Here is a 16,967-nt window from a genome sequence, read left to right on the forward strand (position 1 = left end):
CGCGCCCCGCACAACGGAGCGCGCCCGACGCATCCTCGACACACAGATGAGGTCCCCTCGATGAACACACTCCTGAGCGACTCCGCGCCGACACCGGCCGGAGGCAACAGTCTCGGACAGACCCTGACGATCCGCGGCGGGCGACCGTTGAGCGGTCGGGTGGAGGTCAAGGGCGCGAAGAACCTCGCCACCAAGGCGATGGTCGCCGCACTGCTCGGTGAGACCGCCAGTGTGCTGCGCGATGTCCCGGACATCAGCGACGTGCACGTCGTCCGGTCGCTGCTGGAGGTCCACGGCGTGAGCGTCGAGGACATCGAGGACGGCGTGCTGCGCCTCGACCCGAGCGGCGCCGTGTCCGCCCACTTCGAGGAGATCGACGCCCACGCCGGAGCGTCGCGCATCCCGATCCTCTTCTGCGGCCCTCTGCTGCACCTCCTGGGACAGGCGTTCATCCCCGACCTCGGTGGATGCCGCATCGGCGACCGTCCGATCGACTTCCACCTCGACGCGCTGCGCTCCTTCGGCGCGATCGTCGAGAAGCTCCCGAGCGGCATCCGCCTGTCGGCCCCGCGCGGTCTGCACGGGGCGAACATCGAGCTTCCGTACCCGAGCGTCGGCGCGACCGAGCAGGTCCTGCTGACGGCGGTCCGCGCGAAGGGCACGACGGAGCTGCGCAACGCGGCCATCGAGCCGGAGATCATGGATCTCATCGCGGTCCTGCAGAAGATGGGCGCGATCATCTCGTATGAGCCGAACCGCGTGATCTTCATCGAGGGCGTCGAGTCGCTCCGCGGCTACGACCACCGGAGCATCTTCGACCGCAACGAGGCTGCGTCGTGGGCCTGCGCGGCACTCGCGACCGACGGCGACATCTTCGTCGGCGGCGCGAAGCAGCAGGAGATGCTCACCTTCCTGAACGTGTTCCGGAAGGCGGGCGGCGACTTCGACATCGCCGAGGACGGCATCCGATTCCGCCGCGGCGGCGCACTCAAGCCCGTGACCGTCGAGACCGACGTGCACCCCGGCTTCATGACGGACTGGCAGCAGCCGCTCATCGTCGCGCTCACTCAGGCCGAGGGCGAGTCGATCGTCCACGAGACGGTCTACGAGAACCGTCTCGGCTTCACTCGTGCGCTCGTGCAGATGGGCGCCGACATCGTCGTGCACCCCGAGGGCATCGCGAGCTCCGACCGCCGCGTCCCGCGGCGCGCCCTCGAGCAGGCGGCGGTCATCAACGGCCCGACGCCGCTCCACGCGGCCGACGTCGTCGTCCCCGACCTCCGGGGCGGATACAGCTACGTCATCGCCGCTCTCGCGGCCGAGGGCGAGTCGACGGTCCGCAACATCGGCATCATCCGTCGCGGCTACGAGAAGTTCCTCGAGAAGCTGACGGACCTCGGCGCCGACTTCGACGTGACAGAGTGACTCCGTGACCGGACGTCGCCGCGCCTCCGCGGAGAAGAGTCGGCCGAGCGTGTTCTGGCCGGCCGCGGCCCTCGTGGTGCCCGCCGTCGGGTGGTTCGCGAAGATCGAGATCGAGGGCGGCGAGCACCTTCCGCTCGACGGCTCGTACGTCTTGGCGCCGAATCACTACAGCGAATTCGATCCGCTCATCCTGGCGGTCGCCACGTGGCGATTGGGACGGGCTCCGCGCTTCATGGCGAAGGAGAGCCTGTTCCGCGTGCCCGTGCTGGGATGGCTCCTGCGTGCCACGGGCATGGTCCCGGTGGCCCGCGCCTCGACAGCGGCCGCCGCGAAGCAGACCCTCGCTCAGTCCACCGCCCTCGTAGCCGATCGACGCGGCGTGATCGTCTACCCCGAGGGATCGCTGACCCGCGACCCCGATATGTGGCCCATGCGCGGGAAGACCGGTGCGGTGCGCCTCGCCCTCGCGGCATCCACCCCGATCCCCGTCATCCCGGTGGCGACGTGGGGCGTGCAGGAGATCCTGCCGCGCTACGGCAAGCTCCGCTTCTGGCCACCGCGTCGACGCGTCAAGATGCTCCTCGGCCCGCCCGTCGACTTGTCTGCCTTCGCGGGCACCTCGCCGGCGACGCTCACCGCAGCGACGGATGCCGTCATGCGCGACGTCTCGATCCTCCTCGGGCGTCTCCGTGACGAGACACCGCCCGCAGAGCGCTGGAATCCGTCGCAGCACGGACAGACCGAGACGGGGCGCCTTGACTCCTAAGGAAACCGCGCGTCGGGACGTGGCGATGCCGCGCGTCGCCGTGCTGGGAGCGGGAAGCTGGGGGACCACCTTCGGCAAGGTGCTCGCCGACGGCGGCGCCGACGTCATGATGTGGGCGCGCCGCGCGGAACAGGCGCACGAGATCCGCGAGGGCAAGCGGAACTCGCAGTACCTCCCCGGCATCAACCTGCCGCGGAACCTCAGCGCGACCCACCACCTCGCCGAAGCGCTCGACGGCGCGACGCAGGTCTACATCGCGATCTCCAGTCAGGCGCTCCGGCAGAACCTGAAGGGTGTCCGTCCGCTGCTGGGCGGGAGCGACGCGCCGATCGTGTCCCTGATGAAGGGCGTCGAGAAGAAGACCGGGCTCCGGATGAGCCAGGTGCTCGAGCACGAGCTCCGGTGCGATCCGGCGCGCATCGCCGTGGCATCCGGCCCCAACCTCGCCCTCGAGATCGCCCGGCAGCACCCGACCGCCGCCGTCATCTCCTCGTCGAGCCAGGAAACGGCCGAGGCGGTCGCGCGGCGCGCACGGAACCGATACTTCCGTACCTTCGTCAACACCGACGTGATCGGGACCGAGTTCGGCGGCGTGCTGAAGAACCTGATCGCTGTGGCGATCGGCATCGTCGACGGTGTCGGTTACGGCGAGAACACCAAGGCCTCGATCATCACGCGGGGTCTGGTCGAGATGACCGACTTCGCCGTGGCGCAGGGTGCTCAGCCCGAGACGCTGCAGGGCCTGGCAGGGCTCGGCGACCTCATCGCGACCTGCCAGTCGCCCCTGAGCCGCAACAACACGGCGGGGCGCCTCCTCGGCCAGGGCTACAGCTTCCACGAAGTCGTGAAGCAGATGGACCAGACAGCCGAGGGTCTCGCGTCCGTCGCCCCTGTGCTCCACCTGGCCCGCGAGGCCGGCGTGCAGATGCCCATCGTCGAGCAGGTGAAGATGGTGCTCGACGGGACGATGAACCCGCGGGATATCGCTCCGCACCTGACGACGGACGACGACGAGCCGACCGGCGAGAGGACGACGAATGAATCAGGCGGCGGTGGTACTGCTCTTCGGCGGGCGATCGAGCGAGCACTCGATCAGTTCCGCAACCGCGGGCGGGGTGCTGCGGGCGATCGATCGTGACCGCTTCCGGGTGATCCCCGTCGGGATCACCCGCGACGGCGCGTTCGTCCTCGAGGACGACGATCCCGACAAGTTCGCCCTGGACCCCAACCGGCTTCCCGAGGTCGCCGACAACGGTACCCGGATCATCTGGCCCGATTCGACGCTCACGCGGCAGCTGCAGGTGCGGCATCCCGACGGCCGCGTCGAGTCGCTCGGCGACGTCGACGTCGTGTTCCCGATCCTCCACGGCCGCTTCGGCGAGGACGGTACCGTGCAGGGCTTCCTGGAGCTCATCGACCTGCCATATGTGGGTGCGGGCCTCTTGATGTCGGCCATCGGGATGGACAAGCACACGACGAAGAGCATCCTCCACGCGGCGGGCGTCCCGGTGGTGCCGTGGGTCACGGTCACCCGCGCGGACCTCGACCGCACTCCCGATCTCTGGGAGCGGCGGATCCGCGCGCTCGGGCTTCCCGCGTTCGTCAAGCCCGCCCGGGCAGGCTCCAGCGTCGGCGTCTCGAAGGTGTCGGACTGGTCCGAACTGGATGCCGCCCTCGCGACGGCCTTCGCTGAGGACGACACGGTCCTGGTGGAGCAGGGGGTCTCGGGGCGCGAGGTCGAGTGCGGCGTGCTCCAGGGTCGCGACGGCGGCGTGCCGCGGGTGAGTGTCGCCGGCGAGATCGTCGTCTCGGGGCGCGACTTCTACGATTTCGAGGCGAAGTACCTGAATGCGGACGGCGTCGACCTCGTCTGCCCCGCCGACCTCCACGAGGGGGAACTCGCCGAGATGCAGCGGATCGCGGCGCGTGCGTTCGAGGCGGTGGGCGGCCAGGGCCTGTCCCGGGTCGACTTCTTCTACACGGGCACGGAGTTCTTCGTCAACGAGGTGAACACGATGCCGGGCTTCACCCCGATCTCGATGTTCCCGACCTGCTGGATCGCGAGCGGCATGAGCTACCCCGAGCTGATCACGGAGCTCATCGAACTCGCCCGCTGATTCCGGTCAGGGTGCGTCGGGGACGGGCGTCGCCTCGTCGAGCGTCGTGCACTGCGATTCGACGTCGAACTCGTCCGTGATGAGCCGGCTCACCGTGTCGACGGGACCGCTCGAGGACGCGATGTCGTTGTCGACGAGGATCTCGATCGCGGGAACCCGGCCGTAGGTCGTGAGCCGGTACATCGGCGCTTCGGTGTCGTCGATGATCCAGTCGATCCCCGAGACCGTCTGACACGGCAAAGTGCTCGGCCCGGGCGGGGTGACCCCGCAGGCGATGATGACGGCGGACGGGTCGCCCCACGACGCCGTCGACTGCGCGTCGGTCCAGCGTCGTTCGTGGTCTTCGAAGACCTCGGGGAGACGGACCATCACGTCCGCGCAGCGGGGATCGTTCGCATCGGTGGGCGGTTCGAGCGCGACGGTCGACGAGCACCCGGCGAGCACCCCGGCGCCGGCAAAAAGGAGCACGGAGAGGAGGACGGCGCGCGGGCGGAGCATCCCTCCAGGCTACCGTGGAGGCGTGAGCGAACCCCGAGTGCGAGACCTCGACGAAGCCGCCCTCCTGCGCCGGATCTTCGCTGTGCTCGAGGGATCTTCGACGGCGCTCGTCGGTCCCGGTGACGACGCCGCCGTGCTGGCCGTCCCGGGGGAGCGGCTCGTCGCCACGACCGACACGCTCGTCCACGGGCCCGACTTCCGGCTGGCATGGTCGAGCGGTGAGGACCTCGGACGCAAGGCGGCGGCCGTCAACCTCGCCGACGTCGCTGCGATGGGAGCCCGTCCGACGGCGCTCCTCGTCGCCCTCGCCGTGCCGGATGCGATGCCGGTGACGTTCGTCGAAGACCTCGCGCGGGGTCTGCGCGCCGCGTGCGACGAACTCGCACCGGGCTGCGCGATAGAGGGTGGCGATCTGACGGTCTCGGACACGCTGACGGTCGCCGTGACGGCGCTCGGCGTGCTCGACGGTGCTCCGGTCCGCCGTTCCGGTGCGCGGCGCGGCGACATCGTCGCGGTCGCCGGCGACCTCGGTCCGGCGACGCGTGGGCTCCGGATCCTCTTCGACCGGTTCCGCGGGGCAGACGGCACCCCGATGTCGATGGAGCCTTCCGTGCTGTCCGACGCCGAGCGATCCGATGTCGTCGCGCAGCTTCGTCCGACGCCGCCGATCGCCCTCGGCTCCGTCGCTGCCCGAGCGGGCGCGACCGCGATGATGGACGTCTCCGACGGCCTCATCCTCGACGCGACCCGTCTTGCGGACGCCTCGGGCGTCACGCTCGATCTCTCCTCATCGCTCGACGACGACGCGCTCACCGGCGGCGAAGACCACGCACTGCTCGCGACGTTCCCCGCGGACGCCATGCCGGAGGGGTTCCGCCGCATCGGCACCGTGCGAGAGCGCGGCGCCTGTGCGGTCACGGTCGGCGGTGTGCCGTTCAGCGGTCGAGGCGGCTGGGACCCGTATCAGGACTGGGACGCCGCGCGGGGCTGAGGCCGGTCACTCCCGCCCGAGCCACCAGAGCGTCGTGTCCCCGTACGACTTCGAACGCTCGACGACCATCCCCGCCGGCAGCATCGGGTGCGGCGACCTGCTCGAGCGCTCGAGGATGACCAGCGCGTCGTCCGTGAGGCGCGGGAGCAGCAGTGCAAGGGTCCCACCCAGTTCCGCGTCGGACAGGTCGTACGGCGGGTCGATGAAGACCAGGTCCCACATCGTCGCGCCGTGCTGCAGGAAGGCGTCGACAGCGGCGCGGTGCACGGTCAGCCGCGCGCCCGGCACCGACCGCGCCACAGCCTTCGCGTTGCGGTCCGCGACCTGCGCGGCCTTCGGGGCGCGTTCGACGAGGTCGGCGGATGCCGCGCCGCGGCTGACGGCCTCGAGTCCGAGCGCGCCCGATCCGGCGTAGAGGTCGAGGACCGCGGCATCCGTCATCGCATCGGCGGCATCGAGCGCACCGAAGAGCGACTCGCGGACGCGTTCGCTGGTGGGGCGGGTGCCGGCCCCCGGGACGCCGAGCGTCAACGATCCGGCTGCCCCTGCGATGATCCTCGTCACCCCGCCACGATACCGGCGGCGGCGTCGCGGGTCGCTCGTAGACTCGATGCATGCCTCCCTTCGCCTTCGACACGCGTCTCGACGAGGCCGTGGGGGAGAAGGTGGCGAAGTCGCTGTCCCGCGCGTTCGGGATGGTGACGGTCGGCGACCTCCTCGGGCACTACCCGCGGCGCTACGCGAGCCGCGGTCAGCTCACCCCGATCCACTCGCTGCCGGTCGGCGAGATGGTGACGATCGTCGCCGAGGTGCGCTCGACCAGCACCCGGCAGATGCGCGGGCGGCGCGGCGATCTGCTCGAGGTCGTCATCTCCGACGGAGCGGGCACGATGTCGCTGACCTTCTTCGGCCAGGCGTGGCGGCAGAAGGATCTGCAACCCGGCCGTCAGGGGGTGTTCTCGGGCAAGGTCGGCGAGTACCGCGGCGCGCTGCAGCTGACCCATCCCGACTACGACCTCTTCGACGACGAGGCATCCGCTCGGATGAACGCCGAGGCGTGGCGCAACATGCCGATCCCGATCTATCCGGCCACGGGGACGTTCCCGAGCTGGATGGTGAAGAAGGCGGTCGATCAGGTGCTGAAGCACCTCGGCCCGGTGCCGGATCCGCTCCCCGAGACGTTCCGCGTCGCGCAGGATCTCCTCGACGCGCGCACCGCGGTGCTGCGGGTGCACGCACCGGACTTCCCCGATCAGGTCGCCCCCGCGCAGCGGACCCTTCGCATGCACGAGGCCTTCGTGCTGCAGGCGGCGCTCCTCCAGCAGCGGCAGTTCGTGCGGATGATGGCGGCGATCCCGCGCCCGGCGGGTCACCAGCTCGAGACGTTCGACGCCGCGCTGCCGTTCGAGCGGACGCCCGACCAGGTCACGGTCGGCGATCGGATCGCGGCCGATCTCGTCGGCGAATGGCCGATGAACCGGCTCGTGCAGGGCGAGGTGGGGTCGGGGAAGACCCTCGTCGCCCTCCGCGCGATGCTGCAGGTGGCGGCGAGCGGCGGGCAGTCGGCGCTGATCGCTCCGACCGAGGTGCTCGCGGCCCAGCACCTCCGGTCGATCACGCGCATGCTCGGCCCGCAGCTCGCACCCGAGCTCATGCCGACGCTCCTGACCGGGCAGCTCCCGGCTGCGCAACGTCGGAAGGCGGCGCTGCGCGCCGCCGCAGGTCAGGCGCTCATCGTCGTCGGCACGCACGCGCTGCTCAGCGAATCGACCACCTTTGCCGATCTCGGCCTCGTCGTCGTCGACGAGCAGCACCGATTCGGCGTCGAGCAGCGCGAAACGCTCCGCGCGAAGGGGACCTCCCCGCACGTCCTCGTCCTCACCGCCACGCCGATCCCGCGCACCGTCGCGATGACGGTGTTCGGCGACCTCGACGTCTCCACGATCCGCACCATGCCCGAAGGTCGCCCGGGGATCTCGAGCTTCGTCGCACCGGTCGGCGAGAAGCCGGCGTGGTTCGCGCGCGTCTGGGCCCGTGTCGCCGAAGAGGTCGCGAAGGGGCACCAGGCGTTCGTCGTCTGCCCCGCGATCGACGCGGCGAAAGCATCCGCCGACGATGTCCCCGCGGAGGAGACGGATGCCGCCGAGAGCAAGACCCGCTGGGGCGTGGTGCAGGCGGCTGAGCTGCTGGCCGGGCACCCCGACTTCCGCGGCATCCGTGTGGAGATCCTCCACGGCAAGATGCCGGGGGACGAGAAGGACGCCGTCATGCAGGCCTTCGCGCGCGGCGAGATCGACGTCCTCGTCGCCACCACCGTGGTGGAGGTCGGCGTCGACGTGCCGAACGCCTCCACGATGGTCATTCTCGAGGCCGACCGGTTCGGCGTCTCGCAGCTGCATCAGCTGCGCGGGCGGGTCGGGCGAGGCAGCGTGCCGGGTCTCTGCCTCCTCGTGACCGAAGCCGACCCGTACACCCCGGCGCGCACGCGCGTCGAAGCTGTCGCGGCGACGTCCGACGGGTTCGAACTCGCCGAGGTCGACCTCGAACTCCGTGGCGAGGGTGACGTGCTCGGCGACGCGCAGTCCGGCGTCCGGTCCTCTCTCCGACTCCTGCGCGTCGTGGCGGATGCCGACATCATCGGCATCGCCCGGGCTGAGGCGGAGCGCGTCCTCGACGCGGATCCGACCCTGAGCGGACACCCGGGCCTCGCGGCATCCATCTCGGCCCGCGTGAGCAGCGCCGAACGGGCGGCGCTCGCCAAGAACTGATCCGTGCGGCCGTCGTCGGCGCCCGGTTAGGCTCGGAGTATGAGCAACCGGATCGCCGTCGTCCCCGGGTCCTTCGACCCGCCGACGCTGGGTCACCTCGACGTCATCCGCCGCGCGGCCGGACTCTACGACCAGCTTCATGTCCTGGTCGTGCACAACCCCGGCAAGGAGGCGATGCTCCCCATCGCCCAGAGGCTGAACCTGCTGGAGCAGTCCATCTCCGAGAGCGACATCGAGGGCGATGTCGTCGTCGCCGCGTGGAGCGTGGGGCTTCTCGTCGACTACGCGACGGACGTCGGTGCGGGTGTCCTCGTCAAGGGGATCCGGTCGCAGGTGGACGTCGCGTACGAGACACCGATGGCCATCGTGAACCGTCACCTCGCGCACGTCGAGACGGTGTTCCTGCTGCCCGACCCCGCACACGCGCTGGTGTCGAGCTCACTCGTTCGCCAAGTGGCATCCCTCGGCGGCGACGTCTCACCGTTCGTGCCGCCGGCGGTCGCGCGGTTCCTCGACACCGGCGCGACGACCGACTGACGACGGGACGTCGCGCCACCTCGGGTGAGGGCCGCGTACGATAGTCCATCGTGGTCAGAAAGCATGTGAGCGGTCCGTTCGTCCTTCCCGTCCGCGACCTCATCCGCAAGCCCGGCGAGATGCGCGAGTTCGACCTGTCGGTCCCGGCACCGGAGAAGTGGGGGGAAGGTGTGGCCTTCATCCCGGCGAGCGGGACGGTGGACGTTGCGGTCCGGCTCGAGTCCGTGCACGAGGGCATCCTGGTCTCTGCAGACGTCGACACGACCTACGAAGGCGTGTGCAGTCGGTGTCTGACGGACCTGACACACCCCCTCGAAGTCGAGTTTCAGGAGCTCTTCGGGTATTCTGGTGACGAAGCGACCGACTTCCAGGTTCAAGACGACCACGTGGATCTTGAAAATCTGGTGCGGGATGCGATCGTCCTGTCGCTTCCGTTCCAGCCGGTGTGTCAGCCGGATTGCCCCGGGCTCGACCCGGTCACGGGTGAGAAGCTGACCGAGAACACCGTGCCGGAGACGCAGATCGACCCGCGCTGGAATGCGCTGGCCGCCTTGACGGCCCCCACCCCAGACCACGACGACGAGGCAGCACGCCCCGACGCCGACGACACAGAGAAGAGCTGACCATGGCAGGTAACCCCCCGAAGCGGAAGGTCTCCCGCTCCAACACCCGTTCGCGTCGCGCGCAGTGGAAGGCCGAGGCCCCCACGCTCGTCAAGACCATCGAGAACGGCAAGGTCGTCTACAGCCGTCCCCACCAGGCGAAGGTCGTCACCGACTCGCAGGGCACGGAGCTGTTCCTCGAGTACAAGGGCCGCAAGGTCGCCGACATCTGATCGGCGCGTCGTGACAGACGCATCTGCAGGGCTCAGCGCCCTGACCGACAAGCTCGGGGTCGACATCGACCCCGAGCTTCTGTCGCTCGCCCTCACGCACCGTTCGTTCGCCTACGAGAACGGCGGGATCGCCCACAACGAGCGTCTGGAGTTCCTCGGGGACTCGATCCTCGGACAAGCGGTGACCGTGCACCTCTTCCGCTGTCATCCTGACCTCGATGAGGGCTCGCTGGCGAAACGTCGCGCGAGTGTGGTCTCCACGGTCGCCCTCGCGGAAGTCGCGCGTGGCATCGATCTTGGACCGCACCTGCGCCTCGGGCGCGGCGAAGACCAGACCGGCGGGCGTGACAAGGACTCGATCCTCGCCGACACCACCGAGGCGATCATCGGCGCGACCTACCTGTCAGCGGGCCCCGACGCCGCGACCCGACTGGTCCTGAGCCTCGTCGCTCCTCTGATGGCGGACCCCGAGCGCTACGGCGCAGCCATGGATCCGAAGACGAGTCTCCAAGAGCTCGCCGCCCGGCTCGAGCTCCCGCCGCCCGCGTACACCGTCGAGGCCGAGGGCCCCGACCACCACCGGGTCTTCACCGCGACGGTCACCGTTGGCAAGGCAACCGCTCGCGGCACCGGGTCGAGTAAGAAGCAGGCCGAGATGGCGGGTGCCCTCGCCCTCTGGCGGTCGCTGTCCGCCACCGACCAGTGACGAGCCGACCGCGTGCCTGAACTGCCCGAGGTCGAGGTCGTCCGCGCCGGCCTCGAACCCGCGGTCGTCGGCTCCCGCATCGAGGCCGTCACCGTCGCCGACGACCGGGCGCTCACCCGGCATCCCGGCACCGCCGACGACTTCGCCGCCGAGCTCACGGGCCGCGCGGTCTCGGCGGCGGTGCGGCGGGGGAAGTTCCTGTGGCTTCCGCTCGAGGACTCCGCCACCGCGATGGTCGGGCACCTCGGGATGAGCGGGCAGATGCTGCTTCGTCCCTCCGGGGCTCCCGCGGAGCGTCACGAACGGATCAGGTTCGACATCCGGCATCCGCACCACGGCGATCTCGCCCTCGTCTTCGCAGACCAGCGCACCTTCGGTTCGCTCGCGATCGACGATCTGCTCTCCACGCCCGACGGAGCACCCGGCGGGCGGGGAAGCGAGCGTCCGGTCGTCCCGTCGCAGGTCGCGCACATCGCTCGCGATCCGCTGGATGCCGCTTTCGACGACAGCGCATTCCGTCTAGTCCTCGGGCGCTCGAAGTCCGCCGTGAAGCGTGTGCTGCTCGACCAGACTGTCGTGAGCGGCATCGGCAACATCTACGCCGACGAGTCGCTGTGGGCTGCGCGGGTCCACCCCGAGACGGTTGCCGGATCATTGGCGACGCGCACGGTCGCGCGCGTGCTGACCGAGGTCCGGGCGGTCCTGGACAAGGCTCTCGCCGAGGGCGGGACGAGCTTCGACGCGCAGTACGTGAACGTCAACGGGCAGGCCGGCTACTTCGCGCACTCGTTGAACGCCTACGGGCGCACCGGCCAGCCCTGCCCACGGTGCGGGACGCCGATCGTCCGGGTGAGCTTCACCAACCGCTCGAGCCACTACTGCCCCAGGTGCCAGCGACGCCGGTGACCGCGGCGCCGGATTCCCGGAGCCGCGGTCACGCAGACGTTCAGCTGGCGAGCGTCTTCTTCCACGCGCCGATGTAGGCGCGCGGAACGAAGCCGATCTCCTCGTTGATGTCGAGCATGGGGCGGTTCTCCTCGGCGTTGAACGTCAGGATGCGCCCGGAGTGCGGAGCGATCTCGTGCCACCGGAGGATCCCGGCGCACTTCACGAGCTGGCCGAGCTTGTGTCCCCGGTGCTCCTTCAGGACGAGCGTGTCCATCTGGTGCGTCGTCGCCGATTCGTCCACTCCGCTCACGAGTTCGTTGAAGGCCACGACGTCACCGCTCTCCTCGTGGATCGCGACCGTCACCAGCACCGTCTGGCCGGCGTCGGTGAAGCGCGCATCGTGGCGCGCAAGCCGATCCACATCCCACGTCTCCTCGTCGATCTCGAGCGCTGCCGTCGGCACGTCCGTCGACATCCGAGACTTCGCCCACGCGTAGCCGGCGGCATGCTCGGGCGGCGTCGGCAGCGTCCACTGCTCGACGCGGTAGCCGGTCGAGCGCGTCCGCGCAGCGTCGAGGAGCGTGGCGACGTGCGGGAGCGCGGCCTCGATCTCGAGAGTGCTCTTCCGATCGACCTGCTCGAGCGTGTACCCGAGGTCGAGGTAGAACCGCGCCGCTCGATCGCGGGGGATCTCGCCGAACCCGGTCGGCGAAGGCAGTGTCGGCCCCGACGCCTCGGGGTGCTCGGCCCACGACTCGAGGACGGTGCGCCCGTGGGCGCGAGCCGTCTCCTCGACCAGGGGATAGAGGGCGCGACCGAGACCGCGACCCTGCACGGCTTCGAGGAGCTCGATGAGCCAGTAGGCGACTTTCGAACCGGGTTCGAGCGGCACGTCGACGCCGACACGACCGACGATCTCACCGCCGACGCGCACCACGTGGACGACGCGGATCTCGTCGGGGTTCGGTGCGTAGTGCGGCAGGAGCTGCGCCGGCGTCAGCGTCTCGTCGTCGTTGCCGGCGATCTCGCGGTAGATCCGGTTGCGGACCTCGGTGAGCTGGATGAAGTCCGACGCGTCCTCATCTTCGAGGCGTGCGGGGATGACCAACGGATGGACCGTGAAGTCGATGGGGGTGTGCATGAGAGTGCTGCTTTCGTGTGCCGGGGCCACGGCGGGGGAGCCGTGGCCCCGGGAGGGGGTCACCGGAGGGGTGCGCAGGTGTGGAATGCGCGGGCCGCCACGCGTTCGCGTCGCGAACGCGCGGCATCCGCTCCGCGCACTGCGCGGAGGGCGTTGCGAGTGGGGCCGGGCCGGGTGCTCCACAGGAGCAGCCGGACGGCGACCTTGATCGCGACGCGGTCGATGAGGTTCGGGCGGACCGTGCGGTCTGCCAGGTCGGGATGCTGCAGCGCGGCGGGAACCGCCGAGATGCGCTGCGGCGCGTGGATCGTTGACATGAGCGTGCTCGATTCGGATGGGGTGATGGATGCCGCGAGGGTGCGGCGAGGATCGTGCCGCAGCACGAGGGAGGTCGCGGTCAAGCGACGGGGGATCCGGCCCACGGGAGGTGGGCGAGTCGGATCGCCGGTCGAGTCGCGGGAAGCGACTCGGGGCGTGGCGTCACCTGAGCGAAGACGCTCAGGTGAATCGTCGGAACAGCGGCGCGTTACGCGCGGGTGTTCGCCGTGGCGCCGAAGGAGACGGTTCCCGCTCCAGGACGCAGAGCGGTGAACGCCCGGTCGGTGGTGGTGATGTCGGTCATCATGTCGGGAACCTCCTTTCTCAGACTTCTGACGCGAGCACTGACACTAGACCTGCCTTCCGCGCGCCGTCAAGTCTTGCGCGGAATCCGTCCGCTACCGTGGACCGAGACCCGAGCCGGAGGCGGACCCGCATGCACCTGAAGAGCCTGACGCTCAAGGGCTTCAAGTCGTTCGCGCAACCCACCTCTTTCCTGCTCGAACCAGGCGTGACCTGCATCGTCGGGCCCAACGGCTCCGGCAAGTCCAACGTCGTCGACGCGCTTGCGTGGGTCATGGGCGAGCAGGGCGCCAAGACTCTCCGCGGCGGGAAGATGGAAGACGTCATCTTCGCCGGCACGTCGACGCGCGGTCCGCTGGGGCGCGCGGAAGTGCAGCTCACGATCGACAACAGCGACGGCGCCCTCCCGATCGAGTACAGCGAAGTGACGATCAGTCGGACGCTGTTCCGGAACGGCTCGAGCGAGTACGCGATCAACGGCGAAACCTGCCGCCTACTCGACGTCCAAGAGCTGCTGAGCGATTCCGGACTCGGACGCGAGATGCACGTGATCGTGGGCCAGGGGCGGCTGGACACCGTTCTGCAAGCGAGTCCGGAAGAGCGACGCGGCTTCATCGAGGAAGCCGCCGGCATCCTGAAGCACCGCCGTCGCAAAGAGAAGACGCTCCGCAAGCTCGAGGCGATGGAGACCAACCTCACCCGACTGAGCGATCTGGCCGGAGAGCTCCGCCGTCAGCTGAAGCCTCTCGGGAAGCAGGCGGAGATCGCCCGGGAAGCCGCCACGATCGCGGCCGTCGTCCGAGACGCCAAGGCACGGCTGTACGCGGACGAGCTCGCGACCCTCCGGGCGCAACTCGCCGAACACGCCCGGGGAGAACAGGAGCGACACGCCGAGCGGCTCGTCCTGCAGGACCAGGCCGAACAGGCCGCGCACCGCATCGCCGCTCTCGAAGCGGACCAGCGATCGGAAGCGGTCGACCGCGCCCGGGCCGTCACCTTCGAGCTCGGACAGGTGCAGGAACGCCTGCGCGGGCTCTACTCGCTCGCCGGCCAGCGGCTCACGCTCCTGCAGGAGGAGGATCCCACCTCGACCGATGCCGTCACGGTGACACAAGCCGCGATCGACGACGCCCGCGAGGACATCGACACGATCGCGTCGGGACTGGGAGATGCCCAGGATGCGGCGGCGGCGGCGGCGCGCGATGTCATCCGTGCCCGGGCCGAGCTCGACGCGCTCGATTCGGACATCGCCGCCCAGAGCGCTCTGGTCTCCGAGCACGACATGCGCCTCGCCTCCCTCCGGGGGAGATCGGATGCCGCGGCATCCAAGCGCGACGCCCTCCGTGCCGCGGTCGACCGGCAGCAGCGGGCCTGGGACGCGGCGGACGAACGCCGCGTCGAGGCCGAGGCGACGCTCGCCGCAGTCACGTCCGCCGACGATGCTCCGGGCGCTCCCACCGGGGACCACGCCGCGGCGTACGAGCGTGCCCAGCGCGACGCGAACGATGCCGAGTCCGCGTTGAGTGCCATCCGCGACCGGCTGCACGCGGCGGAACGTGAGCGCGAGTCCCTTCTCGCGGAGACGGCTGCGCTCGGCCGTGCACTGGACATCCGGAATGCGGCTGCCGCTGTCGTCGCGCTCGGACAGGACGGCGTGCGCGGTCTCGTCGGCGACGCGGTGAAGGTCACTCCGGGTTTCGAGGCCGCCGTCGCGGCGGCGCTCGGGACGCTGGCAGAGGGCGTCCTGGTCGAGGATCTCGCTTCCGCTCGCGATGCGATCGAGGTTGCGCGCCGCGAGGATCTGGGCGTCCTGGACATCGCGCTCGCGGGGGCGACGGTGTCTGAGGCGGTCTGCCCGCCGGGATGCAGGCGTGCCGTCGATGTCGTGACGGGTCCGGACGGCGTTCTCGCCGTCCTCGCGGACGTGGTCATCGCGGACGATCTCGAGTCGGCGTCGGCTGCGGCAGGCGCCGCCGCCGCGGAAGGTGCGCGGATCACCGTGGCGACCCGTGCCGGTGAGCTCGTCACCGCCAGCACGATCCGTGCCGGTTCAGGGCAGTCGCGTTCGCGTCTCGAACTCGCAGCCGAACGGGATGCCGCGGCGCAGCGACTCGCGGAGATCTCCGTCGTCGTCGATTCGCTGCGGGAAGCACTGTCCGACGCGCAGGGTACGTGGGACAGTGCACGTGCACGCACACGGGAGGCATTGGAGGCGCTCCGCGATCACGATTCCGCGCTGGCCGCACACGCCGAGACGCTCAATCGTGCGACGGTGCGACACGAGGCGGCCGTCGCGGAGTCCGAGCGTCTGGCTGTGGGACTTCGACAGGCGATCGCCGCCGCCGACGACGCGGATGCGACCGCTCGCACCGCGGCCGAAACCTTGCAGCAGGCGCTCGAGACGCCCCGCCCGATCCTCGATGCCTCGGCGCGCGACGGTCTGCTCGACGCCCTCGAGGCTGCGCGCTCCGCCGAGATGGAGTCGCGGCTCGGGGTCGAGACCCTCAAGGAACGCGTCCGCGCCGCGGAAGCACGCGTCGAACAGCTTGAACGGCAGCGTCAGCGGGAGCGCGCGGCGGCGGAGGAGGCGGCTCGGAGGGCCGTCATCCGTCGAGCACAGCGTGCACTCGCCTCCGAGGTCGCCGATTCCCTCCCTGCCATCCTCGATTCCGTCGACCGCTCGGTCGCTCAGGCGAGGGTCGAGCTGGAACGGGCGGAGCAGACTCGTACGGCGGTGACGGCGGAACTCGCGTCGCTGCGCAGCCAGGACGCCGAGGTGCGCGCTCGCCTCGCGCGACTGACCGATTCCGTGCACAGCCTGGAACTTCAGATCCACGAGAAGAAGCTGCACGTCACGAGTCTGTTGGAACGCGCGTCGTCGGAGCTCGCGCTCTCGGAAGACATTCTCCTCGCGGAATACGGCCCCGACGTCCCCATCCTCCTGGTCGAGGGCGAGGACGCCGTGCCCTTCGACAGGGACCAGCAACGCCGACGACTTCAGGAGGCGGACCGGAAGCTGGGCCAGCTCGGGAGGGTGAATCCGCTCGCGCTGGAGGAGTTCGCCGCGCTCGAGCAGCGCCACTCGTTCCTGACGGAGCAGCTCGATGATCTGGTTCAGACCCGAAAGGATCTGCTGACGATCATCGAGGAGCTCGACGAGAGAATGCAGTCGATCTTCACGGCGGCATTCGAGGACACCAAGGCGGCATTCGGCGAGGTCTTCCCGATCCTCTTCCCGGGCGGAACGGGAAGCATCTCCCTGACCGATCCCGACAACCCGCTGACGACGGGCATCGAGGTCGCGGTGCGTCCTGTCGGGAAGAAGATCGAGCGACTCTCGCTGCTCTCCGGCGGGGAGCGGTCCTTGGCAGCCGTCGCCCTGCTGACGGCCATCTTCAAGGCGCGACCGAGCCCGTTCTACATCCTGGACGAGGTCGAGGCCGCCCTGGACGACGCGAATCTCGGCCGCCTGCTCGGCGTGTTCGAACAGCTCCGCGAATCGTCGCAGCTGATCGTCATCACCCATCAGAAGCGGACGATGGAGATCGCCGACGCCCTCTACGGCGTCTCGATGCGCCAGGACGGGGTGTCGGCCGTGGTCGGTCAGCGTGTCCGCGAGCGGGCCGCGATCTGACGTCCCCACGCAGTTCTGCGTACGCCGCCATGGGTACGCA

16 protein-coding genes are annotated in these 16,967 nt (G+C 69.8%); 12 read left to right on the forward strand and 4 right to left on the reverse strand.

All coding sequences use genetic code 11. The annotated features are described in order from the left end of the window. Positions 1-60 precede the first annotated feature (60 nt). The 4 genes from murA to BKA24_RS09350 are packed head-to-tail and all read left to right on the forward strand — an operon-like array spanning position 61 to position 4,308. Positions 61-1,425 carry a UDP-N-acetylglucosamine 1-carboxyvinyltransferase gene (gene murA / locus BKA24_RS09335; RefSeq protein WP_184217399.1) on the forward strand — a complete coding sequence of 455 codons (1,365 nt, stop codon included), beginning with the start codon at positions 61-63 and terminating at the stop codon, positions 1,423-1,425. Between the two features lie 4 nt (positions 1,426-1,429). After that, positions 1,430-2,191: a 1-acyl-sn-glycerol-3-phosphate acyltransferase gene (locus tag BKA24_RS09340; protein WP_184217401.1), complete on the forward strand. Its 762-nt coding sequence runs from the start codon at positions 1,430-1,432 to the stop codon at positions 2,189-2,191. 25 nt (positions 2,192-2,216) lie between these two features. After that, positions 2,217-3,329 carry an NAD(P)H-dependent glycerol-3-phosphate dehydrogenase gene (locus tag BKA24_RS09345; RefSeq protein WP_184220646.1) on the forward strand — a complete coding sequence of 371 codons (1,113 nt, stop codon included), beginning with the start codon at positions 2,217-2,219 and terminating at the stop codon, positions 3,327-3,329. Further along, complete coding sequence (locus BKA24_RS09350; protein ID WP_184217403.1) at positions 3,229-4,308, forward strand: D-alanine--D-alanine ligase family protein; 1,080 nt, start codon at positions 3,229-3,231, stop codon at positions 4,306-4,308. The genes BKA24_RS09345 and BKA24_RS09350 overlap by 101 nt, the downstream gene beginning before the upstream one ends. Positions 4,309-4,314: 6 nt before the next feature. Here the strand turns inward: BKA24_RS09350 and BKA24_RS09355 are convergent, their stop codons facing one another. Beyond that, positions 4,315-4,806, reverse strand: a complete 492-nt coding sequence (locus BKA24_RS09355; RefSeq protein ID WP_184217405.1) for a DUF3515 family protein — start codon at positions 4,804-4,806, stop codon at positions 4,315-4,317. A 22-nt stretch (positions 4,807-4,828) separates the two neighbouring features. Between BKA24_RS09355 and thiL the strand changes: the two genes are divergently transcribed. After that, positions 4,829-5,797 (forward strand): thiamine-phosphate kinase, encoded by a 969-nt coding sequence (gene thiL / locus BKA24_RS09360; RefSeq protein ID WP_184217408.1) that lies wholly within the window; start codon positions 4,829-4,831, stop codon positions 5,795-5,797. Between the two features lie 6 nt (positions 5,798-5,803). Here the strand turns inward: thiL and rsmD are convergent, their stop codons facing one another. Beyond that, positions 5,804-6,361: a 16S rRNA (guanine(966)-N(2))-methyltransferase RsmD gene (gene rsmD / locus BKA24_RS09365; protein ID WP_184217410.1), complete on the reverse strand. Its 558-nt coding sequence runs from the start codon at positions 6,359-6,361 to the stop codon at positions 5,804-5,806. 50 nt (positions 6,362-6,411) lie between these two features. Between rsmD and BKA24_RS09370 the strand changes: the two genes are divergently transcribed. The 6 genes from BKA24_RS09370 to mutM all read left to right on the forward strand — a co-directional run bounded on the left by BKA24_RS09370 (position 6,412) and on the right by mutM (position 11,549). Beyond that, complete coding sequence (locus tag BKA24_RS09370) at positions 6,412-8,565, forward strand: ATP-dependent DNA helicase RecG (RefSeq protein WP_184217412.1); 2,154 nt, start codon at positions 6,412-6,414, stop codon at positions 8,563-8,565. A 39-nt stretch (positions 8,566-8,604) separates the two neighbouring features. Continuing rightward, a complete protein-coding gene (coaD, locus tag BKA24_RS09375) occupies positions 8,605-9,102 on the forward strand; it encodes a pantetheine-phosphate adenylyltransferase (protein WP_184217414.1) in 498 nt (165 codons plus the stop codon). Between the two features lie 65 nt (positions 9,103-9,167). Continuing rightward, positions 9,168-9,725, forward strand: coding sequence for a YceD family protein (locus tag BKA24_RS09380; protein WP_184220649.1), 558 nt, complete (start codon positions 9,168-9,170; stop codon positions 9,723-9,725). 2 nt (positions 9,726-9,727) lie between these two features. Next, on the forward strand, positions 9,728-9,937 hold the full coding sequence (gene rpmF / locus BKA24_RS09385; RefSeq protein WP_018188062.1) for a 50S ribosomal protein L32: 210 nt from the start codon (positions 9,728-9,730) through the stop codon (positions 9,935-9,937). A gap of 10 nt (positions 9,938-9,947) precedes the next feature. Next, the gene (rnc, locus tag BKA24_RS09390) at positions 9,948-10,643 is read left to right on the forward strand and encodes a ribonuclease III (protein WP_184217416.1); all 696 of its coding nucleotides are present in this window, start codon (positions 9,948-9,950) and stop codon (positions 10,641-10,643) included. Positions 10,644-10,655: 12 nt separating this feature from the next. Next, positions 10,656-11,549: a bifunctional DNA-formamidopyrimidine glycosylase/DNA-(apurinic or apyrimidinic site) lyase gene (gene mutM, locus BKA24_RS09395; protein ID WP_184217418.1), complete on the forward strand. Its 894-nt coding sequence runs from the start codon at positions 10,656-10,658 to the stop codon at positions 11,547-11,549. A gap of 40 nt (positions 11,550-11,589) precedes the next feature. Here mutM and BKA24_RS09400 read toward each other — a convergent pair whose 3' ends face one another. Together BKA24_RS09400 and BKA24_RS09405 are read right to left on the reverse strand one after the other, a co-directional pair. Continuing rightward, entirely contained in the window at positions 11,590-12,672 is a 1,083-nt protein-coding gene (locus BKA24_RS09400) for a GNAT family N-acetyltransferase (RefSeq protein ID WP_184217420.1), read from the reverse strand. 59 nt (positions 12,673-12,731) lie between these two features. Beyond that, positions 12,732-13,073, reverse strand: coding sequence for a hypothetical protein (locus tag BKA24_RS09405; protein WP_184217422.1), 342 nt, complete (start codon positions 13,071-13,073; stop codon positions 12,732-12,734). Between the two features lie 353 nt (positions 13,074-13,426). Between BKA24_RS09405 and smc the strand changes: the two genes are divergently transcribed. Continuing rightward, the gene (gene smc, locus BKA24_RS09410; protein ID WP_184217424.1) at positions 13,427-16,927 is read left to right on the forward strand and encodes a chromosome segregation protein SMC; all 3,501 of its coding nucleotides are present in this window, start codon (positions 13,427-13,429) and stop codon (positions 16,925-16,927) included. Positions 16,928-16,967 lie beyond the last annotated feature (40 nt).

This window comes from Microbacterium marinum, from assembly GCF_014204835.1.
Classification (GTDB): domain Bacteria; phylum Actinomycetota; class Actinomycetes; order Actinomycetales; family Microbacteriaceae; genus Microbacterium; species Microbacterium marinum.